Source organism: Streptomyces sp. NBC_00464, from assembly GCF_036013915.1.
In the GTDB taxonomy this organism is placed as follows: Bacteria; Actinomycetota; Actinomycetes; order Streptomycetales; family Streptomycetaceae; genus Streptomyces.
On the sequence record NZ_CP107899.1, the window covers coordinates 607,165 to 632,028 of the forward strand.

20 protein-coding genes are annotated in these 24,864 nt (G+C 70.8%); 5 read left to right on the forward strand and 15 right to left on the reverse strand.

All coding sequences use genetic code 11. From position 1 onward, the window contains the following. The first annotated feature begins 247 nt into the window (after positions 1-247). Positions 248-973: a GntR family transcriptional regulator gene (locus tag OG912_RS02640; RefSeq protein ID WP_327707971.1), complete on the forward strand. Its 726-nt coding sequence runs from the start codon at positions 248-250 to the stop codon at positions 971-973. A 4-nt stretch (positions 974-977) separates the two neighbouring features. After that, positions 978-1,757, forward strand: coding sequence for a sulfite exporter TauE/SafE family protein (locus tag OG912_RS02645; protein WP_327707972.1), 780 nt, complete (start codon positions 978-980; stop codon positions 1,755-1,757). 125 nt (positions 1,758-1,882) lie between these two features. Here the strand turns inward: OG912_RS02645 and OG912_RS02650 are convergent, their stop codons facing one another. Together OG912_RS02650 and OG912_RS02655 are read right to left on the reverse strand one after the other, a co-directional pair. Then, the gene (locus tag OG912_RS02650; protein WP_327707973.1) at positions 1,883-6,175 is read right to left on the reverse strand and encodes a S8 family serine peptidase; all 4,293 of its coding nucleotides are present in this window, start codon (positions 6,173-6,175) and stop codon (positions 1,883-1,885) included. 128 nt (positions 6,176-6,303) lie between these two features. Further along, complete coding sequence (locus OG912_RS02655) at positions 6,304-7,143, reverse strand: YhjD/YihY/BrkB family envelope integrity protein (RefSeq protein WP_327707974.1); 840 nt, start codon at positions 7,141-7,143, stop codon at positions 6,304-6,306. A gap of 245 nt (positions 7,144-7,388) precedes the next feature. Here OG912_RS02655 and OG912_RS02660 point away from each other — a divergent pair, with 245 nt between their 5' ends. Then, positions 7,389-8,516 carry a hypothetical protein gene (locus OG912_RS02660; RefSeq protein ID WP_327707975.1) on the forward strand — a complete coding sequence of 376 codons (1,128 nt, stop codon included), beginning with the start codon at positions 7,389-7,391 and terminating at the stop codon, positions 8,514-8,516. Between the two features lie 60 nt (positions 8,517-8,576). On the opposite strand, the gene OG912_RS02665 is transcribed toward OG912_RS02660, so the two are convergent. The 5 genes from OG912_RS02665 to OG912_RS02685 all read right to left on the reverse strand — a co-directional run bounded on the left by OG912_RS02665 (position 8,577) and on the right by OG912_RS02685 (position 14,138). Next, the gene (locus OG912_RS02665; protein WP_327707976.1) at positions 8,577-9,110 is read right to left on the reverse strand and encodes a hypothetical protein; all 534 of its coding nucleotides are present in this window, start codon (positions 9,108-9,110) and stop codon (positions 8,577-8,579) included. After that, complete coding sequence (locus OG912_RS02670; RefSeq protein ID WP_327707977.1) at positions 9,107-10,543, reverse strand: sensor histidine kinase; 1,437 nt, start codon at positions 10,541-10,543, stop codon at positions 9,107-9,109. The genes OG912_RS02665 and OG912_RS02670 overlap by 4 nt, the downstream gene beginning before the upstream one ends. Beyond that, a complete protein-coding gene (locus OG912_RS02675; protein WP_327707978.1) occupies positions 10,540-11,223 on the reverse strand; it encodes a response regulator transcription factor in 684 nt (227 codons plus the stop codon). Before OG912_RS02675 ends, OG912_RS02670 begins: the two co-directional genes overlap by 4 nt. 63 nt (positions 11,224-11,286) lie before the next feature. Then, on the reverse strand, positions 11,287-12,978 hold the full coding sequence (gene murJ / locus OG912_RS02680) for a murein biosynthesis integral membrane protein MurJ (protein WP_327707979.1): 1,692 nt from the start codon (positions 12,976-12,978) through the stop codon (positions 11,287-11,289). Next, positions 12,975-14,138 (reverse strand): lipid II:glycine glycyltransferase FemX, encoded by a 1,164-nt coding sequence (locus OG912_RS02685; RefSeq protein WP_327707980.1) that lies wholly within the window; start codon positions 14,136-14,138, stop codon positions 12,975-12,977. The genes murJ and OG912_RS02685 overlap by 4 nt, the downstream gene beginning before the upstream one ends. Before the next feature lie 277 nt (positions 14,139-14,415). Here OG912_RS02685 and OG912_RS02690 point away from each other — a divergent pair, with 277 nt between their 5' ends. Continuing rightward, entirely contained in the window at positions 14,416-15,657 is a 1,242-nt protein-coding gene (locus OG912_RS02690) for a L,D-transpeptidase (protein ID WP_327707981.1), read from the forward strand. A gap of 171 nt (positions 15,658-15,828) precedes the next feature. Here the strand turns inward: OG912_RS02690 and OG912_RS02695 are convergent, their stop codons facing one another. From OG912_RS02695 to OG912_RS02715, 5 genes are all read right to left on the reverse strand, one after another. Beyond that, positions 15,829-16,701, reverse strand: coding sequence for an amino acid ABC transporter permease (locus OG912_RS02695; RefSeq protein WP_327707982.1), 873 nt, complete (start codon positions 16,699-16,701; stop codon positions 15,829-15,831). Beyond that, entirely contained in the window at positions 16,698-17,342 is a 645-nt protein-coding gene (locus OG912_RS02700; RefSeq protein ID WP_327707983.1) for an amino acid ABC transporter permease, read from the reverse strand. Before OG912_RS02700 ends, OG912_RS02695 begins: the two co-directional genes overlap by 4 nt. A 17-nt stretch (positions 17,343-17,359) precedes the next feature. Next, on the reverse strand, positions 17,360-18,271 hold the full coding sequence (locus OG912_RS02705; protein WP_327707984.1) for a glutamate ABC transporter substrate-binding protein: 912 nt from the start codon (positions 18,269-18,271) through the stop codon (positions 17,360-17,362). Positions 18,272-18,285: 14 nt separating this feature from the next. Next, positions 18,286-19,029: an amino acid ABC transporter ATP-binding protein gene (locus OG912_RS02710; protein ID WP_327707985.1), complete on the reverse strand. Its 744-nt coding sequence runs from the start codon at positions 19,027-19,029 to the stop codon at positions 18,286-18,288. Between the two features lie 133 nt (positions 19,030-19,162). Beyond that, positions 19,163-19,603 (reverse strand): DUF6278 family protein, encoded by a 441-nt coding sequence (locus OG912_RS02715; protein ID WP_327707986.1) that lies wholly within the window; start codon positions 19,601-19,603, stop codon positions 19,163-19,165. A 551-nt stretch (positions 19,604-20,154) separates the two neighbouring features. Here OG912_RS02715 and OG912_RS02720 point away from each other — a divergent pair. Then, complete coding sequence (locus OG912_RS02720) at positions 20,155-21,324, forward strand: Cmx/CmrA family chloramphenicol efflux MFS transporter (RefSeq protein WP_327707987.1); 1,170 nt, start codon at positions 20,155-20,157, stop codon at positions 21,322-21,324. 13 nt (positions 21,325-21,337) lie between these two features. Here the strand turns inward: OG912_RS02720 and OG912_RS02725 are convergent, their stop codons facing one another. From OG912_RS02725 to pcaDC, 3 genes are read right to left on the reverse strand one after another with little or no spacing between them, the layout of a single operon-like run. Then, positions 21,338-22,117 (reverse strand): exodeoxyribonuclease III, encoded by a 780-nt coding sequence (locus OG912_RS02725; protein ID WP_327707988.1) that lies wholly within the window; start codon positions 22,115-22,117, stop codon positions 21,338-21,340. A gap of 50 nt (positions 22,118-22,167) precedes the next feature. After that, a complete protein-coding gene (locus tag OG912_RS02730; RefSeq protein WP_327707989.1) occupies positions 22,168-22,830 on the reverse strand; it encodes an MBL fold metallo-hydrolase in 663 nt (220 codons plus the stop codon). A 13-nt stretch (positions 22,831-22,843) separates the two neighbouring features. Next, on the reverse strand, positions 22,844-24,121 hold the full coding sequence (gene pcaDC / locus OG912_RS02735; RefSeq protein WP_327707990.1) for a bifunctional 3-oxoadipate enol-lactonase/4-carboxymuconolactone decarboxylase PcaDC: 1,278 nt from the start codon (positions 24,119-24,121) through the stop codon (positions 22,844-22,846). Positions 24,122-24,864: the final 743 nt, after the last annotated feature.

A 24,864-nucleotide genomic window follows, 5' to 3' on the forward strand; every position in this document is an offset into this window, starting at 1 on the left:
AGGCGCCCGACCTCGCCGAGCGGGACCTTCGGCCCGGCCGTCCGGGACCACCGGCCCGGGCCGGAAGTCCCCGGCGCGGGCGGTCGCCCCTCGCGGCCCCTCCCCCGCGCCGGACCGGCGTTGGCCTCCCGGCCCGCGACAGAACCACAGGTCAGACGTTTCCCCAGGTCACAGGGGGTGGCGTAACACCGGCGAAACATGGGGGCGGGTACGGTCTGCAGCCCTGAACAGATGAGGGAGGCGGACCATGACCACGACCACGGGCCGGGCGGCACAGGCGCGGCGGGCCGCCGACGCGCTGCGGCAGCGCATCGTCGCCGGTGAGTTCGAGGACGGCAGGCTCCCCGACGAGCACACGCTGAGCCGGTCGCTCGGCGCCTCGCGCAACGTCACCCGGGAGGCACTGAACCTGCTGCGGGACGAGAACCTCGTCGTCCGGCGGCGCGGCATCGGCACGCTCGTCACCGCACACACATACCGGCACGGCCTCGACCGCCTGGCCGGTCTCGCGGAGGAGCTCACCGCCTATGGCGCGGTCTCCAACGACGTACGTGTAGCTCATGTCGTCCCGCAGCCGCCCCCGGCGATCGCCGAGCGTCTCGCGCTGCCCCCCGGGTCGGAGGCCGTGTACATCGAGCGGCTGCGCCGGCTCGACGGCAGCCCGCTGTCCCTGGACTCCACATGGCTGGCTCCCGACATCGGGCGTCCGCTGCTCGAACGAGACCTGGCAGGCCGGGACTTGTTCGCGCTGATCGAGGAGGCGACCGGCACCGCGCTGGGCAGCGCCGAGGTCACCGTGCACGCGGTCACCGCCGAGCCGGACATCGCGCGGGTGCTCGACGTCGCGGACGGTGCCGCACTGTTCGCCATCGACCGGCTCACACGCCTGTCCGGCGGGCGGCCGGTCGACGTGGAGTCCCTGCGCGTACGGGCCGACCGGTTCGCGCTGCGCGCCGTACTGCCGAGGAGCTGAACGGATGACGGCCGATCCGGACACCACCCACCTCGTCCTCCTCGCTCTCGCCGGACTGCTCGGCGGTATCGGGATCACAGCCATCGGACCCGGCGGTGTGCTGCCGACGATCGGTTTGTTCCTTCTCACCGGCCTGTCACCATCCGGTGTCGCCGGCACCGCGATCGTCACGCACGTCGCCACCGGCATCCTGGGCACGGCGGCCTATACGCACTCGGGCCAGTTGAAGGCGGCGGCCACCCGCCGCTGCGCCGTCGTCCTCGCCCTGGCGGCGCTGGTCGGCACCCCGCTGGGCGTGCTGTGCAACACCCTGGTCGCGGGGCGCGGTTTCGGACTGCTGCTCGCCTTCGCGGTCACCGTGACCGGAGTGCTGGTGTGGGTACGCGACCGTCGCGCCCGGCACGTGTCCGACGGCCCGGTGATCCCCGGGATTCCCCCCGTCCGCACGGCGGTGGTCGGTTTCGTCGTGTCGCTGGCGGCAGGACTGTTCGGGCTCGGCGGCCCGATGCTCGGCGTGCCCCTGCTCGTCGTCTGCGGACTGCCGGTGCTCTCGGCGTTGGCCGCGGCACAGGTCCAGTCGATCGTGATCGCGGGGGTGGGCACGGTGGCGTATGTGGTGCACGGCGACGTGGACTGGCCGCTGGCCGCTCTGGTGGGGGTGCCGGAGCTGGCCGGGGTCCTGATCGGCTGGCGCATCGCTCACCGGATTCCGGCCCGGCGCCTCAAGTACGCATTGGTCGTCAGCCTGTTGGCGCTGGCGCCCTACTTGGCCCTGCACGGCTGAGTCCGTCCATGGAACGCCGATACGACACCGCGGACCCGCCCCGCCCGATGAGGCTGATCACCTCAGGTACCGGAACGGGTCCGGCGAAACCCGTGAACCGAGTTCCGCCGGACCCGTTCCCGGCGTCAGCCCGGAAGTCCGGCCGTGACGACCTTCGTCGAGCCGCCGTCCGTCGTGTCCATGGCGTAGAACGCGACCTCGCCCCGGTTGTTCACCCCGATGCCCTCAGTGGGCACCCAGTGGTGGGTGTCCACCATCGCTCCGAGGTCGTACATCCGGCCCTGCGGGTCCCAGACCACGGCGGTCGTGACATCGGGCTCCAGTTCGGCGGTGCCGACGATCCAGCCGGCCTCGTTGACCTGGATAGCGTCCGCGTCGAAACCGAAGTCGGGCAGCCGGGTCATGGCGCCGCCCGGCTTCAGGACGAACGCGTCGTGACCACTGGTGCCGACGACCGTGCCGGCCTCGTTGATGTCCCGGGCGGAACTGTCGCTCATCCCCGGCAGCGTCCCGAGGTCGGTGACCGTCCCGTCCGGCGTCCATCGGACGGCCCGGCGCTGGCCGTCCTTCTGGGAGTGCCCGACAACCACTCCGGCGTTGTTCAGGGCGAGCGGTTCGGTGAGGCTGCGCTGGGACGGCGTCAGGTGGGGCAGCTTCGTGAAGCCGCCGTCCTTCGTCCAGGCGAAGCCCTCGTTGACCGTGAGCTTGCGGCCGGTGGCCGGGTCGGTGACCAGGCCGGACGCGTTGCCGACGACCTTGCCGGCGTCGTTGACCGCGAACGCCCGGTCGTACGTGTACGCCTCCCAGGTGGGTAGCGGCAGGGTGGTCAGCGTGCCGTCCGGGGCCCACACGCCGCCGCGGGTGCCGTCGGGCAGCGTCAGCTGGCCCACGGCGTAGCCCGCGGAGTCGCTCGCGCCCAGCGCGTGGCCCTCGCGGGCGCCTGCGTTGTCGAGCGCGGTGACGCCGGTCGCCGCGTCCCAGCGGATGGGCTGGGATCGGCCGGCCTGCTGCCGGGATCCGACGACCCGTCCGAGGTCGTCGAGGTCGAAGGCGACGGCGGGACCGAACGCGGCCCTGACCTCCGCCTTCGGCTGGGTGACCGTGCCGATCAGGACGTCGGAGCTGCCGATCACGGTGTTCTCGTCGGTGACCAGGGAGAAACGTCCGACCAGGCTGCGGCCCGCCGGGGGCCTGGTCTCGGCGACGAGGCGGCCTCGGATGCCCAGCGACGCGCCGGAGGCGAGGTCGACGGGGGTGTCGTCCTCCACGCTCGCGGTGCCGAGGGAGTCGGCGAACATCGTGTCCTGGATGTCGAACTCCGTGCTGCCGGAGGGCACGCTCACCCCGGCGATCTGGAGAAAGTAGTAGCCGGGGGTCGGCTTGTCGACCGTGATCGTCTCCTCGGAGCCTCCGTTGGTGGAGGATCCGACCAGCACGCCGCTCTGGGCGACCAGGAACAGGTCGAGGTCGGCCTTGGGGTCGGACACGTTGCCCATCGACACCTCGAAGCGTGAGGCGTCGCGCGGCACCGTGATCTGCTTGCCGGTCATCTGCTGGTCGCCGACCGTGGGGTGGGCCTCCGCCAGGGCGCCCAGGGCACCGCCGGCGGCGTGGGCGCGGACGGGCGCGAAGTGGTTGACGGCGGTGACGTTCCGCTCCAGCGGGGCGTGCACTGCCGCCTCGGCGACCACGGCGGCCGGCGGGTCCAGCGTGGCGCCCTGGACGGTCGCGGTCAGCCGGTAGGGGTTCTCCAGCAGCGGTGAGGTGCGCCGGCTCTCCACCTCGAACTCCCAGACGCCGGGCATCGGATGCTCGTACACCCGGGTGGTGGGATCGCACTCCTTCGCGTCGGAGTAGTGGGTGTAGCAGCGGCCGGCCGCGGTGTCGTCGGCCGGCATGCCCTGGGGGTCGACGGCCAGGAAGCGGGTCTGGGAACCCTCGGCGATACGGGACAGGTCGACCCGTACGGCGGTGGCTCCCTTCGGGACGGAGACGAACAGCGACCGGGTGCGGTTGCGAACGGCCTCCCCCGACGCCGTCACACGGTAGGAGGGACTCGCGGGGCGGTCCGCGACGACCACGGTGACCAGGATCATCCGGTCGATGCCGGGGGTGGCAGGGTCGTCGACGCGCAGGACGGCGGAGTGCGCGCCGGTGGTACGGGCTCGTGCGCGCACGGGCACGACGGTGCTGTCACCCCGGTTCAGGCGGACACTCCTCGGAGCGTCGAAGGTGCCGTCGTTGCCGAGCCAGGACAGTTCGGTGAGGCTGCTGCCCGACCCGGTGCGGGTGATCTCGACGTCGTAGGTGCGGGCCTTGCCCGTGACCTGGCCACCGTCCTGGGGCGAGCAGCGGTTGTAGACGCCCTCGCCGCTGTCGGGGGTGGCGAGCATCTGGGACAGGGCGCCGCAGACCGGAGCCTTGACGTCGTACGTGGTGGGCTCGGGCCGCTTGCCGTGGGGGTTCCTCCCGGCCAGTGTCTTCCACGCCGCGGGCACCGAGAGGAGGCCGGCTCCCTGGGCGTACGCGGGCTCCTCGTCGAGGAAGCGTGCGGAGCCCGTCAGCGCGGCACGCAGGGCGGCCGGCGTGACGTTGCCGCGACCTGTTCCGGCCGCGGCGGAGAGCAGGAGTGCGGCATCGCCCACGGCCATCGGGGAGGCCATCGAGGTGCCGTTGAACATGCCGTATCCCGGCGGGAGTTCGTACCCCGCCTGCGGGACGGGCGAGCCGGGCAGCCAGGTCGGTATCGAGGAGACGGCGGCGCCGGGCGCGAGCAGCGTCGGCTTCATCCCGCCGTCCTCACGCGGTCCGCGGGCGGAGAACGGGAAGAGCGCCTGGCGTGCGGTAACCCGCGAACCGTAGTCGGCCCACCAGGTCTCCCGGCTGACCGAGGCACCGACGCTGACGACGCGGCCGGCCACGGACGGGTCCCCGACGGTGTTCATGCCGGGACCGTCGTTGCCGGCGGAGACGAAGATCTGCACGCCGTACTCGTCGATGAGCCGGTCGTAGAGCACCGCGCGGACGTTCTGGCCGTCGTTGAGGGCCGGCAGGCCGCCGACGGACAGGTTGACGACATCGACGTGCTTGTTCACGACGGCGTCGATCATGCCCTCGACCAGGGCGTAGGAGGTGCAGCCGGAGCTGAACATGCAGACCCGCTCGGACACGATGCGGGCGCCGGGCGCGGCGCCGTTCATCTTCCCGCCGAACAGACCGTGCCCGGCGGCGATACCGGCCACGTGCGTGCCGTGAGCGCCGGAGACGATGCCGATGTTCACGAAGTCGCCGGTCTTGCCGGTGCTGGTGCCGCCGCGCGGGGAAAGGTCGACGTCGTCGCGGTACTCGACGGTGAAGGGCAGCGACTCGGCTACGGGAGTGGCCGGGTCGTCGGTGCCGAAGCGGGCCATGGTGCCGCTCTCGGCGTACGGCCGCACGGTCTCGTCCGCTTCGAAGGAGTGGTCGAGATCGGTGTCGACCCAGATGGTGTGGTCGGCCTTGCGGTACAGGACGCCGAAGCTGTCCGTGTAGTCGCCGTCGCGGTTGACGTCGCCGCCCAGCTCGCTGCCCCAGGTGCCGCTCTCCTTGAACACCTGGAACTGGAAGGCGCCTTCGGGGGCGGTCCAGCCGACACCGCCGCTGGAGAAGGACGGGCCGGTGACCTTGGTGCGCATCTCCAGCCAGGTCGGGTCCTGGTCCGTCACGGGGTCGGTGGCGGTGACCCAGTCGGCGATCTTCGGGGTGCCGGTCGTGGTGGTCCGCAGCGCAGGGTGGCTCGCGTCCACGCCGGTGTCGAGGATGCCGACGGTGACACCGCGGCCGTCCCAGTCCGGGTGGTCCTCGACGAAGTCGACGGCGCCGGTGTCGGCCGTCGGCAGGTAGGGGTTGGCGGCGGGCGTGCCCTTGCCGGGCGCGGCCGCGGGCTTGCCGGCGGCGGGGGCCTTCCGGTCTGCCGCCGTGACGGGGGACGGGTCCGGAAGGTCGAAGGTCTCGCCGAGGTCGATCGCTTCGACGCTGCCGAGAGCCGCCAGTTTCTCGGCCTTCTCCGTCGGCACGGTCGCGCGTACGTAGCCGAGCCGGTCGTCCGACGTCGCGACGTGTGCGCCCAGCCCGGCGAGGTCGGCACGGAGCTGTGCGGTGCGGCCCTCGGGCGCGGCAAGCAGGACGGTGACCGTCTTCTCCTTGCCGGACCGTGCCTTCTGCAGCAGGGTGCGGTCGTGGGAGCCGAGCTTGTCGTGCCGGACGTCCTTGGGTACGTCGGCCTTCCGGGCCCCGAGCGGGTGCGGGATCTTCGCGGCCGGGGCGGGTGGCGCGGCGTGGGCGAGCGGGCCGGACAGGCTCAGCAGCGAGCCTGCCAGGGCGGCCGTGAGGGCGAAGGCGGTGAGCCTTCGCCCTCGGGAGGCGGTGTGTGGTCGCACGGTCCCTCTTTCGGTCGGTTGCGTCCCGGAAGGTCTATGGGACGAAGCCGGACCGAGGGCAGGGGATCGGGGTGGCGGGTTGTCGACATGTCGTAAGGACGCCAGCCGGAGGGAGTGTTGGCGCCTCCTCAGATTTCGGAGCCGTCCGTGCCGAAGTACCGATTCAGCGGCGGCTCCTGCGCGAGTACGGCACCGATGGTGATGGCGAAGGTGAGCGCGCCGCACACCACGATCAGCCAGGACAGCAGGGTGAGGACCAGCCCCAGTGAGCCGTACTCCCCCAGAGCCCTGTTGAGTGCGCCCGGCATGTAGAGCCGGGCCGTGAGCGCGAGCGCGCTCGTGGCTGCCGCCGCCAGGAGGGCGCCCGGCAGCAGCGGCAGCCACCGGACCCGGTTGGCCAGCAGCAGGTGCTGAGTCCACAGCCACACCACCGTACTGACGAGGAAGAAGGCCGGGACGCCCAGCCACATGCCGGCCCCGAAGCCGTTACGGAGAGGTTCCTGCAGAAGCACCACGATCAGCAGCGCCAGCAGCCAGACCGCCCACCGCCAGGCCGCGATCCTGGTCCCGGCCCTCGGGAGCACCCAGGCCCGCTCGCACACCCTGGCCATGGCCCGGCTGAAGCTCGTGGCCGACACCAGAGCCACGAGCGCGCCGACGATCCCGGTGGTCTCCCGCAGCCCTTCGGTATCGGTCCGGCCCAGGACCTGCTGCAGCTCTCCGTCGGACGGGCCGGTCAGTCCGAACATGGCCCGCAGGGACTCACGGAGCTGGTCCCTGACGCTCTGCGGGGCGAAGGCCGCCAGAGCGAACAGGAGGGGCACCGCGGCCAGGAACGCCTGGGCGGCGAGCCGGGTGCCCGCGTCCAGCAGATTGCCGCTCACCAGTCGGCTCGTCAGCTCCGAGAGCACCGGGAACCGGCTCTCCGCCCCACTCCGGAAGCCTTGCACCCGGCTCGTCCACGACATTGCGCCTCCCGTTCCCGCCCCGACCCGTCCAACCCCCATTCGACGCAACCCCGCCCTCCCGGGCCAGTCCGCTGCGCCGTACGGGGGAGCGGGACCGGGGCTCTCCCCCTGACCGAGGGAGTCCGGCTCGCGGGAGCCGGTATACCGGAGCCGGTTCGGGGGAGGCTTCAACCTTTACCGTCCGACGCGCATCAATGGTGTGAGAGAAAGCAGTTCACGTCTTCCCACCCCGAGGATGCCCACGAATGAACCGTTCCCTGCCCCGCACGGCAACCGCCCTGGCCATCGGCCTCGTCGTCTCCCTCACCACCGCGGCCTCACCCGCCTCGTCCCACACGGTGGCCTGGCACAACGTCAGCCCGGCAGCGAGCGACGGCTGTGTGCTGTTCGACGTCGAGACCGCCGGCGGGGCGACATGGGCGGTCGGCATGAGAAGCGACGCGACCACTCGCCCCTTCGCGCCGATCGCGATGCGCTGGACCGGCAGCACGTGGGAGGCGCCCCCGCAGCCCGCCGAGCACGGCCGGCTGGACGATGTCGCCGTCGGTGCGCCCGACGAGGTATGGGCTGTGGGCACCCGGAACGAACTCGCGGGTGAGGACGGCTGGGATCACGGGCGTGCGCTGCTACAGCACTGGGACGGCTCGGCATGGCGCGAAGCCGTGCTGCCCTTCCCCGAGGACGCGACCTACACGTCCCTGTCGGCGGTGGACGTGGCCGCCGACGGCTCGGTGTGGGTGTACGGCGGCTACGCCGGCACGGGCGGGGAGTACGTGACGGTTCTCTTCCGCGGCGACGCGCGCGGGGGTGGCGACTGGACCCTCCTTCCTGCGGAAACCGCACTCACCTGGGTATCCGAGCTGAAGGCGGGGCCCGGAGGTGTCGCGTACGCGATCGGTGACGGCGTCTCCCGCTTCGACGGCACGACGTGGACCGAGCAGCGCCTGCCCAGCGCGCTCGACGGTGCACTGTTCGACGGCATCGAGGTGCGGGCGGCGAACGACATCTGGGCCGTGGGACATCTGCCGGACGAGCTCCTGTGGCGACGTCCCGTGATCGTGCACTTCGACGGGCGGGTGTGGCGCACCGTCCGCACTCCTGCCGAGACCGGCCAGTTGTACGACGTCACCTTCGACGGCGCCGGCCGGCCGGTGGTGGTGGGAGAGACCCAGAACTCCGAGGTCAACCCGTCCGGAAGCTACGTGCTGACCCTCAACCCCCGGGGGATACTCAGCCGTTCCGAGGAGCCGCCCGGCGCCGGGTACCTCTACAGTGCCACGACCGACTCGGCAGGCCGGGTGTGGGCCGTGGGCGGCGCTGCCGGTGCGGAGGCCGGGACATCCCCCTCGGCGTACGCCGGAATCCGGGGCTGAGTCCGCAGGTCGCGTTCCGGCGCTCCGGACCGAACACGGGCAAGCCGTGCCGGAGCGCCGTCAGACGGCGCAGTGGGCCGGCCCGATGACGCCGTCGGTGCCGGTCACCGTCACCGCCTCGCTCCGGTCGGCGGTCCGGGCCTGGGCGGCGGTGCAGATGAGCTGCTGGCGCGCGGGTTCGGACAGCATGTTGACCGGGGCGTCCATCCGGACCTGCACTCCCTGAGCGCTCAGTTCGACGCTCACCTTCACCCGTCCGTCCGGCAGTTCCGAACGAAGACCGGCGTCCCGTTCCGAGCGGGAGGGGCCCGCGAAGAGCATGTCGAGGGCCCTGACCGCCCTGGCGGGCGACTGTTCCCCACCCGAACCCGACCCGGCGCCTTCGTCCCACGGCCCGGCGTCGCGTACAACCGGCATCGGCCGGGCCGCCGTCGACGAGGACACGAAGTACAGGACCGTCCCCAGCTGTCCGGCCGGCACGACCTGAACGAGCGCCGGTTCGCCGGCCTCGACGACATCCGTTGCCCGGATGCCGCATCCCGCGGCCAGCAGCGCGAGGGGCATGAGCGCGCCGAGCACGCGCCCGCTTCTCATTCCCCCTCCAGCGGCAGCTCGACGGTGAACACCGCGCCTCCCGCAGGCGCGTTCGCGGCATGGACCGTGCCGCCGTGCAGCCTGACGTTCTCCCGGGTGATCGCCAGGCCCAGTCCGCTCCCCGTCGACCGTGTGCGCGCGGCGTCGGCCTTGTAGAAGCGGTCGAAGATGTGCGGGAGTACCGCGGCGTCGATGCCCGGGCCGCTGTCCTCGACCTCCGTCACCAGCCGGGCCATCCCGTCCCGCTGCCCGGTCCGCAGGCGTACGGTGACGGGCTCGGTGCCGTGCCGCAATGCGTTGCCGACCAGGTTGGCGACGACCACGTCGAATCGGCGCGGGTCGAGCACCGCCCTTACGCCGTCGGGAAGTTCGGTACGGACGCGTTGGTCCCAGTGACGGGCCTGGAGGGTCTTGCGGATGGTCTCGGCCACGTCGACCTCGTCGCTGTGGAGATCGATGGCACCGGCGTCGAAGCGGGAGATCTCCATGAGGTCCTCGACGAGCGTGGCGAGCTTCCCGGTCTCCGCGCTGATCAGCCGGACGGCCGCCGCGGTGTCGGGGAGCAGCCCGGCGGCGTCCTCGTCGAGCACCTCGGTGACGGCGAGCATGCCGGCGAGCGGGGTGCGCAGTTCGTGCGAGACGTCCGAGGCAAAGCGCCGGGCCCGTTCCTCGGCCTGGCGGAGCTCGTCGACGGACTCCTGGAGCTTGGTCGACGACTCGTTGAACGTCCAGGCCAGTTCGGCGATCTCGTCGGAGCCGCGGACCGCGATCCGGGTATGGAGTTCGCCCCGGCCGATGCCGGCGGCGGCGCGGCGCAGTTCGCGTACCGGGCGCAGGACGCTGCGCGCGGCGAGCAGGGCGGGGACCAGGGCGATGAGCAGGGCGGGCAGGGCGCCGTCGCGGGCCGCGGTGACCATGGCGGCTACGTTGGCCTCCTCGGTGGCGAGCGGCATCACGGCGTAGAGGACGAGGCCGGTGGGCTGGCGGCCGTCGCCGCGGTTGAAGAAGGTCGGCATGCCGACGGTCAGCCAGGGTTTGCCGTCCTTGACCACCCGTTGGAACGAGCCGTGGCTGTTGTTCCGGGCCGCCGCCCGCAGCGCCGCCGTGATCACGGTGGAGGTCGGCCGGTCCGAGGAGGAGACCCGCAGGTCCCCGTACTCGGCGAAGACGGTCCAGGTGTGCGACTTGCCGTCGCGGGCCAGGGAGAGGCAGGTGTCCCGCAGTCCGACCGGGTCCGGTGGAAGGTCTACACCCCGGGCGCTGATCCGGTCGCGGAACTGGGCGACGGCGGTGTCCTGCGCCTGCTGCAGGATCGCGGAGCGGGCCTCGCGGTAGGTCAGGGTCGCGGTGGTGGCGGCGCTGACGGCGGCGACGAACAGGAACGCGGCTATGAGCCGAGTGCGCAGGCCGAACCGGGCGGCGAACAGTCTCATCCGACGGGGCCGAAGCGGTAGCCGAAGCCACGGACGGTCTGGATGTAGCGGGGGTTGCCCGCCACGTCCTCGATCTTCTGCCGCAGCCTGCGCACACACGCGTCGACCAGCCGGGCGTCCCCGTGGTAGCTGTGCTCCCACACGTATTCGAGGAGCTGCTGGCGGCTGAAGACCTGCTCGGGCGAGGCCGACAGATGAAGCAGCAGCTTCAGTTCGGAGGGGGCGAGCAGTATCCGCTCCCCCGTCTTCGAGACGGCGAGGCCGACTCGGTCGACGGTCAGTGCGCCGTGGGTCTCGACGCCGCCGCGCCCGGCGGGTTCGGCGAGCCGTCGCAGCACCGCGCGGATCCTGGCCTCTATGACCTCGGTACGGGCGGGCTTGACGATGTAGTCGTCGGCGCCGGCCTCCAGTCCCACGACCACGTCGAAGTCGTCGCCGCGCGCGGTGAGCATGATGATCGGCAGCTGGCTGGTCTCGCGGATGCGGCGGCAGACCTGGACGCCGTTCATCCCCGGCAGCATGAGGTCGAGCAGGACGAGTTCGGGCCGGAAGTCGTCCAGGGCGGCCAGTCCCGCCTCGCCCGTTCCGACGGTCCGCATCTCGTGCCCGCGCCTGCGCAGCCCCAGCTCGACCCCTTCCCGTACGGAGGGGTCGTCTTCGATCAGCAGCACGCGAGGCATGGCGTCAGTATCCCAGCGATCAAGGAGTGGATTCGGAAGTGTGAGCGGTCCGGGCGCGCTGTCTCAGGTGCGCCGCAGCCGCCCGCGGACGGCGCTCAGCGCGGTGGCGACCTCGGTCAGCCGCAGCGGGCGGGCCAGCAGTGCCACCACCAGGAAGAGGACAACCACTCCGGTCCCGGCCGCGGCGAAGTCCCCGATTCCCGGTCCGTCCGTGTCGACGGCGCGGGCCGCCCCGTACGCCAGCAGCCCCGCGGGCACGCACGCGGCCACCAGCCGGACATGTGCCCACACCCCCGGCGAGCGCAGCAGCGAGGGCCTCCGCGCCCCGGATGCGGAGACCCTGCGGTGCAGTACGTACGCGGTGACGGCGAACCCGGCGAACAGGGCCACGGAGTACGCCCCGGCCATCCCCGTCACCGCCCAGCGCGCGGGCAGCAGCAGATAGGCGGCGACCGAGAGCCCGGCGTTGAACGCGGCGATGACCAGGTTGAGGAGGAAGGGCGTGCGGGTGTCGCCCATCGCGTAGAAGCCGCGGGAGAGCACGTACTGTCCGGAGAAGGCGATGAGTCCGGGCGCGAAGGCGGCCATCATGCCCGCCATCACGGTGATGTCCGCCGGGCCGGTCTGTCCGTACCCGAAGACGGACCCCATCACCCAGGGGGCGAGTGCGAGCAGGGCTGCGGCGGCCGGGACCACGACGGCGGCGGAGGTCCGCAGTGCGTACGAGATGTCCCGCCGCACCCCGGCCAGATCGCCGTCGGCGGCGGACCGGCTCATCCGCGGCATCAGCGCGGTGACGAGGCTGACGGTCACGATGCCCTGCGGCACCACCCACAGCTGATAGGCGTAGCTGTACGCGGTGTAGCCGGCGCCGCCCGCCAGGTGCTGGTCCGCCGCGTGCTGGCCGGTGGTGGTGGAGAGCCGGGTCACCACCCAGTAGGCGGCCTGGTTGGTGAGCACGAGCATGACGAGCCAGCCGGCTGCCCGCAGCGGGCGGGTGAGTCCGCTGCCGCGCCAGTCGAACCGCGGCCGCCAGCGGAACTTCGCGGCGCGCAGGGCGGGCACCAGCGCGAGGGTCTGCACGGCGATCCCGGCGGTGGTCCCCCAGCCGAGCCACTGTGCCTGGGCCGAGGTCAGTTCGCCGTGCGAACTCGCGGCCGTCCAGAGGTAGAGCCCGAACACCGCGATGATCACGAGGTTGTTGAGGACGGGGGTCCACATCATCGCGCCGAACCGGTTGCGGGCGTTGAGTACTTGTCCGAGGAGGGTGAAGAGCCCGTAGAAAAGGATCTGCGGCAGGCAGTAGCGGGCCAGGGCGATGGTGAGTTCGGCTTGCCCGTCGTCGTAGGTGGGCGCGTACACCGAGATGATCAGCGGGGCGCCGACGACGGCGAGCGCGGTGAGGGCGAGCAGCCCGACCGTACAGAGGGTGAGGAGGCGGTCGGTGTAGGCGGCGCCGCCGTCGCTGTGCTCCCGGGCGGCCCGGACGAGTTCGGGGACGAACACGGCGTTGAGGGCGCCACCGATCAGCAGCATGTAGAGGATGTTGGGGACGGTGTTGGCGACCGTGTAGCCGTCGGCCGGAAGTCCGGTGCCGAGTGCGGCGACGACGACCGCCGAGCGTATGAAACCCGTCGCCCGCGAGACGACGGAACCGGCGGCCATGACGGCGCCGCTGCGCAGCACCGAGCCGGAGCCCTGGCGTTCGCGCTGCTCGGGGGCGACCGTGCCGGTGGTCGCGTCCGCGGCCGTCACCGGTGTGCCAGATAGGCCTGGAACGCCCGGTACAGCGCCTTGTTGGCTGCTCCGCCCACCGATGTCTCCCACTCTCCGAGGGTCTCCACGACCTGCCCTCCGGTGCCGAACTTCCAGCGCAGCAGCCCGAAGGGGCGGTCGTCGGGATCGAGCGTGGAGGATACCCCGCGCATGTCGTACACCTCCGCCCCCTGGGCCTGTGCGTCGAGGAGCATCTGCCACTGCAGGGCGTTGCTGGGGCGGACCTCGCGGCGGTGGTCGGCGGAGGCGCCCGTCTGGTACCAGACCCGGCGCCCGGTGCTGATCATGGTGTGGGCGGCGAGGATCTCGCCCTGGTGCACGGCGAGGCAGAGCTTCATCCGGCCCGGCTGTTCGGCGTTGAGCGCGGCGTACTGGCGCTGGTAGTAGGCGAGGGAGCGGCCGAGCCGGAAGCCGTCGCGTTCTTCGGTGATCCGCAACAGGCGGTGGAACTCGGGGAGTTCGGCCGCACCGCCGGTGACGATGCGCACCCCCGCCTTTCCGGCCCGGCGGACGTTGCGGCGCCACTCCTGATTGAGCCCGGACCACAGATCCTCGGGGGTCCGTCCGGCGAGGGGCACCCGGAAGACGTACCGGGGCTGGGCGTCGGCGTCGTCGCCGTCCCCGCCGCAGCGCCGCCAGCCACGGGCCCGGAGCCGGTCGGCCACTGCCGCCCCGAGCGGATCGACCTCGCTCGCCAGTACGTCACCCACCGTGCGGCCGGGGCCGGTGGCGGCCTTGAGCCGGGCGGTGTCCCAGCGGCGGTAGGCCGGGGACGGTCCGATGCGTACGGCGAACGCCCCCGCGCCGCGCAGATGGGCCATGAGCGGCCGGAGCCAGCGGTCGATTCCGGGATCGGCCCAGTTCGCGACCGGCCCTTCCGGTATATAGGCGAAGTATTTCCGGGTGCCCGGAAATTGCCGGTAGAGAATCAACGCACTCCCAGCCAATTCACCGTGGTCGCCGAGCCAGCCGACCGTTTCCGACTTCCACTGCTCTTTCACGTCGGCCCAGGACGGGTACTGGAGAAAGCTCGCGTCCGCGTGCGTGGCCACCTGTGTCCGGTGCTCGGCGGCGGTCAGACCGCATATGCGCAGTTCCTGGTCACGGCTGCGTTCTCCGGTCGCGAGCAGCGCTGACATGTCCGTGGCCCTCCCTCGTGGGCCCCGCGGCCGTTCTGCGGGGCTGCACAGGATGCTCACAGCGGACCATGACCGGGCTGCGCGCCGGATGTGACCGGACGATGACCGTTGCGCTGCGTTTCCTGTCACACACCGCATTCCCGCTTTTCCGTGGATTTACGGAACTTAGGCTCACGGGCAATGGGGGTGCGATGCCACCCTTCGATTGCCGACCGGCCACAGGCTCCGGCGAATGCCTCTCCTTCGATGACAGAGCAAGGCCCAGGAGGTTTTTCCGTTGATCCCCGCCCCTTTCATATCCCCCCCTCGGCGCGCTGCCCGTTCCGCTCCGTCCGCCCGTCCTGCCCGGCTCGCCCTGATCGCCGGCACGGCGGTGCTCGGCGCCGCCCTCACTGCCTGCTCCGGCGGTGCCGCGGCCTCGGGCCATGACGCGGGGCGGGCGCAGGACGCCGGCCCTTCGAAGGCTGCGAAGACCCGGATCTCGGTGAACCTCCACGGCACCGCGGCCGCCGCGGGCAAGCCGGTGAAGGTGACGCTGGCCGCCGGGAAGCTGCACACCGTCACGGTCTCGGCGGACGCGGGCGACGCCCTCACCGGCCGGCTGTCCCCCGACGGCCGGACCTGGACCTCGGACCGGGTGGCCGCGCCCGGCACCACGTACCGCGTCGAGGCGAAGGACACCGGGGGTGGCAGTGACACGGCCGGGTTCACGACCGCGGCAGCGGACAGGGTGAACAAGCTGACGCTCGCCCCCGGAAAGAACACCACGGTCGGCATCGCCCAGCCGCTGTCCATCGTGTTCGACCACCCGGTGAAGAACAAGGCGGCGGTGGAGAAGGCGCTCAAGGTCTCCACCTCGAACAACACCGAGGGCTCCTGGGGGTGGCTGCAGGACTACTCGGGCCGGGACCGTGTGGACTGGCGGCCCCGGGAGTACTGGAAGTCCGGCACCCGGATCACGCTCGACGCCGATCTCAACGGCGTCGACTCGGGTCCCTCGGGCGGCTGGTTCGTACGCGACTACGCGACGACGTTCACCATCGGCAGCAGTCAGGTGGTCGAGGTGGACCTGGACCGTCACCGGCTGGCCCTGAAGCGGGACGGCAGGACCGTCATGGACGTGCCCATGTCCGCGGGCACACCGGGCGGCGACAGGGCGTCCTGGCGGGGCACTGCGGTGCTGATGGCGAAGGAGGGCACGATCAACATGCGCTCCGAGACGGTGGGCCTCGGTGACCTCTACGACAAGATGGTCGACTACTCGATGCGGCTGACCTGGTCGGGCATGTACGCCCATGCGGCGCCGTGGAACGCCGCGTACTTCGGGGTGGCCAACCACAGTTCCGGCTGTGTCGGGATGAGCGACGCCGACGCCGCTTCCCTCTACCGCCGGGCCCGCGTCGGCGACCCCTTCGAGATCACCGGCGCCGACGCCAAGGGCACGGTCGCGGAGGGCAACGGCTACGGGGCGTGGAACGTCTCCTGGGCCGACTGGCGAACCAGGAGCGCACTGAGCTGACGACCGGCCATAGGCGCTCCCGGCCGACGGCCCGGCCCGGCCCGGCATGCAGCTGACCTTCTCCCCGCCCGGCACGGGCCTTCGCAGGCGTCCGCGCCGTGGGCGAGAGGTGATCACCGGCTGCTGCCGGACGGGCACCGCTGCCCGGGACCGCCTCGCGGCAGGTCCCGGCTACTGCGCTCCCGGCATCAACTTCCCCGGTTCGGCCGGGGCGACGCCCGCCGCCTCGGTCTTCGGGTTGCGCCGCTGCCGCTTCGCCACCCAGGTGGCGAACCAGGAGAGCAGCATGCACATCCCGATGTAGATCGGCGAGATCACCATCACCACGGGGATGAAGGGGAGATCGTAGTCGAGGTTGGACGCGATGAGCTTCCCCGCGTGAAGGAATTCCTCGTAGGTGATCAGGTATCCCAGCGAGGTGTCCTTCAGTGCCACCACCAGCTGACTGATGATGGTGGGCAACATCGCGCGCACCGCCTGCGGAGCCAGGACGAAGGTCGTGACCTGTGTCTTGCGCAGGCCCAGGGCGAACGCCGCCTCGCCCTGGCCGCGCTCCACCGAATTGACACCGGTACGGAACACCTCGGCGAGCACCGAGCCGTTGTACAGCGTCAGCCCGGCGACCAGGGCCGGCAGCGGCTGCACCTTCAGCGCGACGAAGATGAAGAAGATCATCACCAGGACGGGCATGGCCCGGAAGAACTCGACGAGGATCGTCGCCACCCAGCGCACCGGCCGGTGGTCGGAGAGTCTCCCCACCGCGAGGACGGCCCCGAGTGCCAGCGAGAGCACCGCGGCGTACGCGAACGCCTTGAGGGTGTTGCCGAGCCCGCGCAGCAGCAGTTCCTGAATGCCCTTGTACTCGAAGGGCGTCCACTTGGCGCTGGTGAACTGGTCGGTGTCGAAGAGCAGATAGATGACCCAGCCGACCAGGGCGAGGATGAGGATCGTCGAGACGATCCCGTACACGAGATGCCGCTTGCGGGTCTGCGGACCGGGAATGTCGTACAGCACGGTCGCGCTGGGTGCGGAGTGGGCGGTCATCGGGCGACTCCCCAGCGCTTTTCCAGCACGTTGAAGATCGCGCTGATGGTCAGAGTGATGATCAGGTACCCGACGGCGATCCAGACGAAGGTCCAGATGATGCTGTAGCCCAGCTCGTTCAGGGTCTTGTAGGTGCCGAGCAGTTCGGTGACGCTGAACGCCCCCGCGATCGCCGAGTTCTTGGCGAGCGCGATGAGCGTCGATCCGATCGGCGGAATCACCGACCGGAACGCCTGCGGGAGCACCACGTTGCCCAGCGTCTGAGCGAACGTCATACCGAGACTGCGCGCAGCCTCACCCTGGCCGGTGGGCACCGTGTTGATGCCGGAGCGCAGCACCTCGCAGATGAAGGCGGAGGTGTAGCAGCCGAGGGCGAGGATCGCGAAGACGTTGAACGGCAGCACCAGGCCGAAGCGTGGCAGGCCGAGCAGTACGGCGAAGAAGAGCAGCGTCAACGGCGTGTTGCGCAGCACGGTCACCCAGACCGTGCCGAGTACCCGGAGCGAGCCGACGGGCGCCACCCGGCAGGAGGCCATGACGAAGCCGACGACCAACGCCAGGATCGAGGCGTAGAAGGTCAGTTCGACGGTTCCGAGGAAGCCCTTGGCGTAGAGCGAGAAGTTGTCGGTGAGTACGTCCATGTGTCGTGGCCGTCCTCTCAGTTCGCCGGGTAGCGGTCGATGGGCGGCGGCTTCGGCGCTGGAGCCCCGGAGAGGCCGAGTGTCGCCTCGAACGCCTTCTTCCAGTTGCCGTTCTTCTCGTTGGCCTCCAGTGCGTCGTCGAGCGCGAACCGCAGCGCGTTGTCGCTGCGCGGGACCCCGATGCCGTACGGCTCCTCGGAGAAGGGCTTGCCGACGACCTTCATCTCGTCGGGCGCCTTCGCGGCGAAGCCCAGCAGGATCGCGTCATCGGTGGTGACGACGTCGACCTGGTACGTCAGCAGGTTGTCGACGCAGATCGAGTACGTGTCGTAGGCGACCAGCTTCGCCTTCGGGTAGTCGGCGGCGATCCGCTGGTACGGGGTCGAACCTGCCGCCGAACAGACCGTCTTGCCGGCCAGGTCCTGCGGTCCGTGGATGTCGTTCTCGTCCGTGCGGACCAACAGCCCCTGACCGGCCATGTAGTAGGGGCCGGCGAACCCGACGAGCTTCTTGCGCATGTCGTTGATGGTGTAGGTGCCGACGTAGTAGTCGATCTGCCCGTTCTGCAGGGCGGTCTCGCGGTTGGCCGAGGCGATGGTCTTGAACCTGATGGTCTTCGGGTCGAAGCCCAGCGAGGCGGCCATCATGCGGGCGATCTCGATGTCGAAACCGGAGTAGATCCCGGTGGCCGGGTCCTTCTCGCCGAGGTAGGGCTGGTCCTCCTTGGCCCCCACCCGCAGGTATCCGCGCTTCTTCGCGCTGGTCCAGGTCTTGGAGTCCGGCAGCTGGAAGGACTTGTCCACCTTGTAGACCGGCAGCGCCTCGCGCTGCGGCCCCTTCACCGGCGGGCTGCCGTCCTTGCCGCAGCCCGCCGCGAGGACGGCCAGCAGCAGGCCGGCACAGGCGGCCAGTACTCTTCTCGTACGCAACACAGGGCCTCCCGTCAGTGCTTGAGGATCTTGGACAGGAAGTCCTTGGCGCGGTCGCTCTCCGGAGCGGTGAAGAAGTCCTCCGGGGTGCGGTCCTCGACGATGCGGCCGTCGGCCATGAAGACGACACGGTTGGCCGCGGAGCGGGCGAAGCCCATCTCATGGGTGACGACGACCATGGTCATGCCCTCACGGGCGAGCTGCTGCATCACCTCCAGCACCTCGTTGATCATCTCCGGGTCGAGGGCCGAGGTCGGCTCGTCGAAGAGGAGTGCCTTGGGGTCCATGGCGAGGGCGCGGGCGATGGCCACGCGCTGCTGCTGGCCGCCGGAGAGCTGGGCGGGGAACTTGTCGGCCTGGCCGACCAGCCCCACGCGCTCCAGGAGTTCCCGGGACCGCCGGTCGGCCTCGTCCTTCTTCCGCTTGCGGACCTTGAGCTGCGCCAGCGAGACGTTGGCCAGCACGGTCTTGTGCGCGAACAGATTGAACGACTGGAAGACCATGCCGACTTCGGCCCTCAGCTGCGCCAGGCCCTTGCCCTCCTCGGGGAGGGGTCTGCCGTCGATGGAGATGTGGCCCGACTCGATCGTCTCAAGCCGGTTGATGGTCCGGCAGAGCGTTGATTTCCCGGAGCCGGAGGGGCCGATGACCACCACCACCTCCCCGCGGCCGACGGTGAGATTGATGTCCTGCAGTACGTGCAACTTTCCGTAGAACTTATTGACGTCACGCAGCTCGATCAACGGATCGACGGCCATACGCTGCCCTACCCACTTATCGCTATGTCGAGGTCAGCGCAAACTATCCACCCCGGAAAGGGACTTCACACCCGACACGCGTAAATGGGGCATAAGGCGTTTTATCTCGTCGCAGGGTGTGCGCGACCCGTCGTCACCCCTCGGCCGACTCCGAATACACCTGCGACAGCTCGGGACTGCCCGTCATCGCCCATTCCAGACCGGCCTCGACCACATCGATCTCGCGCCCCGAGGCGAGCCGCACCACGGGCTGACCGCTCGGCCAGATGTGCCAGAGCGCACCGGCGACGTTGCGCACCAGGACCGTGCCCAGATAGAGGCCCGCGTCATTGCCCAGCCAGGGCAACTCCTCCGGATCGTCGCGCCAGCGCGGCGGCAACTGGTCGAGCGCCGCCAACGAGGCCGGACTGTCGTCGAGTTCGAGCCCCCGTTCCCCGACCCGGACGCGCAGAAGCTCACATTCGGCGAGCAGTTCGGCCACGCCTTCCGGGTCTGCCTCGACGGCGGCCGCGAGCCCCGTCGACCGCGTTCCGTCGTGACGCTTAAGCCAGTTGTCCAAGAAAGGGATGTTCATACCAGTCAGGGTCCCATCCCGGCCGGGATCCGCACCACAGGGCGCGCGGCCTGTCGTTCGAGTGCTGAACACCACGCGTACGCCCCGCGTTCACCCGGACACGCTCCCGCCCGGCGAACACACGGGCCGGGCGTGCACGCGATGCGATCGGAAGGAACCGGAGAGAAGGGGAGAGAGCAGGGTGGAGGAGCTGGGCGTCGGGCTGGTAGTTTCCCCTTCATGAGCAGCCCCGAGTCCGACAGACGCTAGCCACCGGTCCCCGGTGGCTTCCCGCGTCCGAGCCCGACCGACTTCCCATCGTCAGGGCTGCCGCGCTGCCACCCCCGGACCCATGCCGATGCGGGTCGCGCCGAGCGTGGCGCACGGGCTCAGCACTCCACATTCCCGGCTCCACGGTCCTGCTCCTGTTGTGCCGTGTCACAGGCATGACCGCATGACCGTTGTGCTGACCTTCCGTTCCGCTGATCTGCCGCGTTGCCGCTCGTCGTCACGAGCGGGTGCGGCCCGCATCCCCGACCGGTTCTGTCCATCAGCCGACCATGGGGTTCTTCATGCCGTTTTCCGTCTACGCTCTCGGGCTCGCCGTCTTCGCCCAGGGCACTTCCGAGTTCATGCTGTCCGGTCTGCTTTCGGGCATCTCCCATGACCTGCACGTCTCCATTCCCGCCGCGGGCCTGCTGACCTCGGCGTTCGCCGTGGGCATGGTCCTCGGGGCGCCCGCGATGGCGCTCCTGGGCCGCAACTGGCCGCGCCGACGCGCCCTGTTGTCCTTCCTCTGCGTCTTCGCCGCCGTGCACGTCATCGGTGCGGTCACCTCCAGTTACGGGGTGCTGCTGGCCACCCGGGTCGTCGCGGCGGTGGCCAATGCCGGGTTCTGGGCCGTCGCCCTGGTCACCGCGGTCGCCCTCGCCGGACCCGCGGCAAGGGCGCGGGCCACGTCCGTGGTGGTCGGCGGTGTCACCGTCGCCTGTGTGGCGGGGGTGCCCGCGGGCGCTTGGCTGGGCGGGCAGTGGGGGTGGCGTGCGGCGTTCTGGGCCGTGGCCCTCGTCGCGCTGCCGGCCCTCGCCGTGATCGCGGCGACGATTCCGGCGGGACGCCCCGCGGCCACCCTGCCGAGCGCGTACACCGAGCTGCGGACGCTGGCCGGGTCCCGGCTGCTGCTGACCCTGCTGACGAGCGCACTCGTCCAGGGAGCGACCTTCTGCGCGTTCTCCTACCTCGAACCGGCCGCCCGGCACATCACCGGACTCGGCGCCGCGTGGGTGCCGGTGCTGCTCGCTCTGTTCGGCGTGGGCTCGTTCATCGGGGTCGCCGTCTGCGGCCGGATCATCGACTCCCGTCCGGTCGCGCTGACTGCGGCCGGTCTGGCCGCTCTGACCGTCGGCTGGGCCCTGTTCGCGGCCGGCGCCGGCAGCCCGGTTGCGGTGGTCGCGCTCGTCCTCGTCCAGGGCATGCTCGCGTTCGGCACCGGAACGGCGATGATCTCGCACGTGTTCCGGCTGGCGGGCGGGGCGCCTACCCTGGCCGGTTCGTTCGCCACCGCGGCGTTCAACGTGGGCGCCGCGCTCGGGCCCTGGCTCGGCGGACTGGCGATCGGCGCGGGGCTCGGCTTTCGCTCGCCGCTGTGGGTGAGCGCACTGCTCATGGTCCTGGCGCTCGGCACCGCGGCGGCCGCCTCCCTGACGGCCGTACGTGCTCAGGCACCAGGGGTGGACGCCTGAGCACGGCCGCTGATCAGAGGTCGAGGTCGACGACCACCGGGGCGTGGTCGGAGGCGCCCTTGCCCTTGCGCTCCTCGCGGTCCACGTAGCTGTCCTTGACGGCGGCGGTGAAGGGGGTGTTGCCGTAGACGAGGTCGATCCGCATGCCCTTGTTCTTCGGGAAGCGCAGCTCGCGGTAGTCCCAGAAGGTGTACGGGCGGTCGTACTTCAGCGGGCGGGGCATCACGTCGGCGAGGCCCTCCTCGCGCAGGGTGGCGAGGGCGGCCCGCTCGGCGGGGGTGACATGGGTGGCGCCCTCGAAGAGGGCCGGGTCCCAGACGTCCTCGTCGGTCGGAGCCACGTTGAAGTCTCCGAGGACGGCAAACGGCTGCGCCCCCGCGGCATCCGCCGCCACCGCCTTCTGCAGCGCCTCGAACCAGCGCAGCTTGTAGGCGTAGTGCTCGTGCTCGACCTCGCGGCCGTTGGGCACGTAGACCGACCAGAGGCGGACCGGGCCACAGGTCGCGCTGATCGCCCGGGGCTCCTGCACGCCGTCGTAGTCGGGGCCGCCGGGCAGTCCCGACACGACGTCGGCCAGGCCGACACGGGAGACCAGCGCGACCCCGTTCCACCGCCCTGTGGCGTTGACCGCGGACTCGTAGCCGAGCTCGCGGAGCGCCTCGGCCGGGAACTGCTCGGCCGCGCACTTGGTCTCCTGGATGCACAGCACGTCCGTGCCGGTGCTCTCCAGCCAGGCCAGCAGCCTCGGCAGGCGGGCGGTGATCGAATTGACGTTCCAGGTGGCGATGCGCATGTACGTAAACCTAGCGGCTCCCACTGACAACGGGGCCGGGGCGGCTCCCGTCACACGCCGGTCGACTCCCCCGGAGTCAGCCGGGCGTGGTCGGCGCCGCCCAGGTTGCCGATGTGGGTGTCGTAGATCGGGCGGGCCAGGTCGGTGAGCAGCGCGTCGTGGATGTCGATGGCGCGGCGCGGCTTGACCTCGCGGACGTAGTCGATGACCTCGGAGATCTTGTTCCAGGGGGCCATCACCGGTACCAGCAGCGTGTCGACCGGATGTTCGGGCACGGTGAGGGCGTCGCCCGGGTGGAAGACGGAGCCGTCCACGAGGAAGCCGACGTTCGTGACCCTCGGGAGATCCGGATGGATCACGGCATGGAGCTCGCCGTGCACCTGGATGTCGAACCCGGCGGCCGAGAAGGTGTCGCCGTGGCCGACGGTGTGGACGCGCCCCGGGAACGCCGCGGCGAGCTGCCCCGCCACGCTGCCGAGCGTCCAGATCTCGGCGGCCGGGTCGGCCTCCAGGCCGGCGCGCAGCCGCTCCTCGTTGAAGTGGTCGGGGTGCTCGTGCGTCACCAGGATCGCCTCGGCGCCGATCGCGGCTTCCTGCTCGGAGAACCCGCCCGGGTCGATGACGAGCGTGCGCCCGCCCTTCTCCAGTCGGATGCAGGAGTGGGACTGCTTGGTCAGCGTGAGCGCGAGCGGCTCGGGATTCTGGGCGTTCATACGGTCCATCCTGCTACGCGGGCGGCGTCGTTTCGGCCTGAATCACGGACTGGGCGATCGTGAAAGCGGCACTCGCGGCGGGAATCCCGCAGTACACGGCGGTCTGCAGGAGCACTTCCCGGATCTCGGCCGGTGTGAGGCCGTTGCGCAGGGCGGCGCTGACATGGGCGGCCAGGCCCTCCAGATGTCCGGAGGCGACCAGAGCGGTGATCGTGACGCTGCTGCGGGTGCGCCGGTCAAGACCCTCCCGGCGCCAGACCTCACCCCAGGCGTAGCGGGTGACGAGCTCCTGGAAGTCGCCGGTGAAGTCGTCGGCGGCGGCCATGACCCCGTCGACATGGGCGTCACCGAGCACCTCACGGCGAATCTTCATACCCGGCCCGTACGGATCGGGGCGCCCACCGGATTCCGCCTCGGGCTGCGCGGTGCCGGTGGTGAGTTCCGCGACGGGCAGCACGGGGGCGGAGAGCCTGGGCGCGAACGAGGGAACGGGAATGGCGGCCAGGGTGTCCTGCCAGGCCGTGGAGAAGTGCGTGAGCAGGAGGTCGGTGACGGCTCCCGGCTGCTCGACCGGGGCCAAATGGGAGGCGCCCGGGACGAGGGCGAGTCGTGCGTCCGGTATGCCCGCGACCAGGGTCCGGGCGTCGCCGGGACCGGTGACCTGGTCCTCGGCGCCGACCAGGACGAGCGTGGGAACACCGATCCGGCCGAGATCGGTCCGGATGTCGAAGGCGGCGAGTGCCTCGCAAGCGGCGATGTAGCAGCCGGGGTCGGTGGTACGCACCATCTGGACGGCCCACTCGACGATGGCCGGCTGCGCGGCGGCGAAGCCCGGCGTGAACCAGCGCTCCGGCGCGGTGCGGGCCATGGGCTCCAGCCCGTTGGTGCGGACGATCACCCCGCGCTGTCGGAATTCGTCGGCGCTGCCGAACCGGGGCGAGGCGGCGACCAGTGCCAGCGAGGCAACCCTCTGTGGGTGGCGCAGCGCGAGGTCGGCGCCGATCGCGCCGCCGATCGAGCAGCCCGCGTAGCCGAAACGCTGCACGCCGAGACCGTCGAGCGTGGCCACCAGCCGGTCGGCGAGCTCACTGACGGCGGTGGCGGGATGCGCGGGCGCGCCGCCGTGTCCCGGAAGGTCGTAGCGGAAGACTCTCCAGTGCTGGGTGAGCTCGGGTATCTGCCGGTCCCACATGTGCCATGTAGTACCGAGGGAGGGGCCTATGACGAGGACCGGGGCGTCTTCTGGCCCGTCAAAGCGGTATTGCAGGGTGTTCGGAGGTGTCTCGCTCACCCGCCCGACCCTCTCATCTGTCACGACAGCCCCTATGAGCGGGGTCCTGGCGATTCCTGTTTGACCAGGTAAAAGACTTCACGGGCAGCATGGCGTTTGAGGCAACGGGGGATTTCGCGCCTGGTCCCTCCTAGATCCGGCGCTTGTAACAACGCCCGGGGGGACTCCCCGCACAGGCGGCGAACCACGCTTCACGGCCCAGCCGCTCCGGATAGCCGAGCGGCCTGCAGCACGCCGGCGGGCCCGCGGAGCAGAAGCCGTTCTGAACATGCCCGATCCCCTTCCGTCGCATGAGTATCGCGCTGCCGGTACCGGACCGCGTCGGACGGTCAGAATCGTGAGTGGGCCACAACGATCGGCAGGCCCCTATCGGGACACACCCCGCCAGCCCGGCACCGACAACGCACCATCCCCGGCCAACAGCCGACACTGTGTGATTCAGACGCTTCGGTCAGGCGTGTCATGAGTCAGACCCCGGGCCCGGGACAGCACGGGCCCATCCTCTCGCCCCTCACCTCACACGGGCCCCCGTGCACAAACCCGATCGTCAGCCAGGACCATTCGACAACCGACGCCCACTGACGACAAGAAATGCGCGAAACAAAGAGACAGCGAGGCCCGCGGCGTTCTGTGCGAGCCGGCCCGCCGGGCCGCAGGACGCCCCGGACACGTGCGCTATCGGCGACATCTGCACCATCCTTACGACCGCTGACGGCTCACACAGGGCCAAGTAGGTCGGCGAT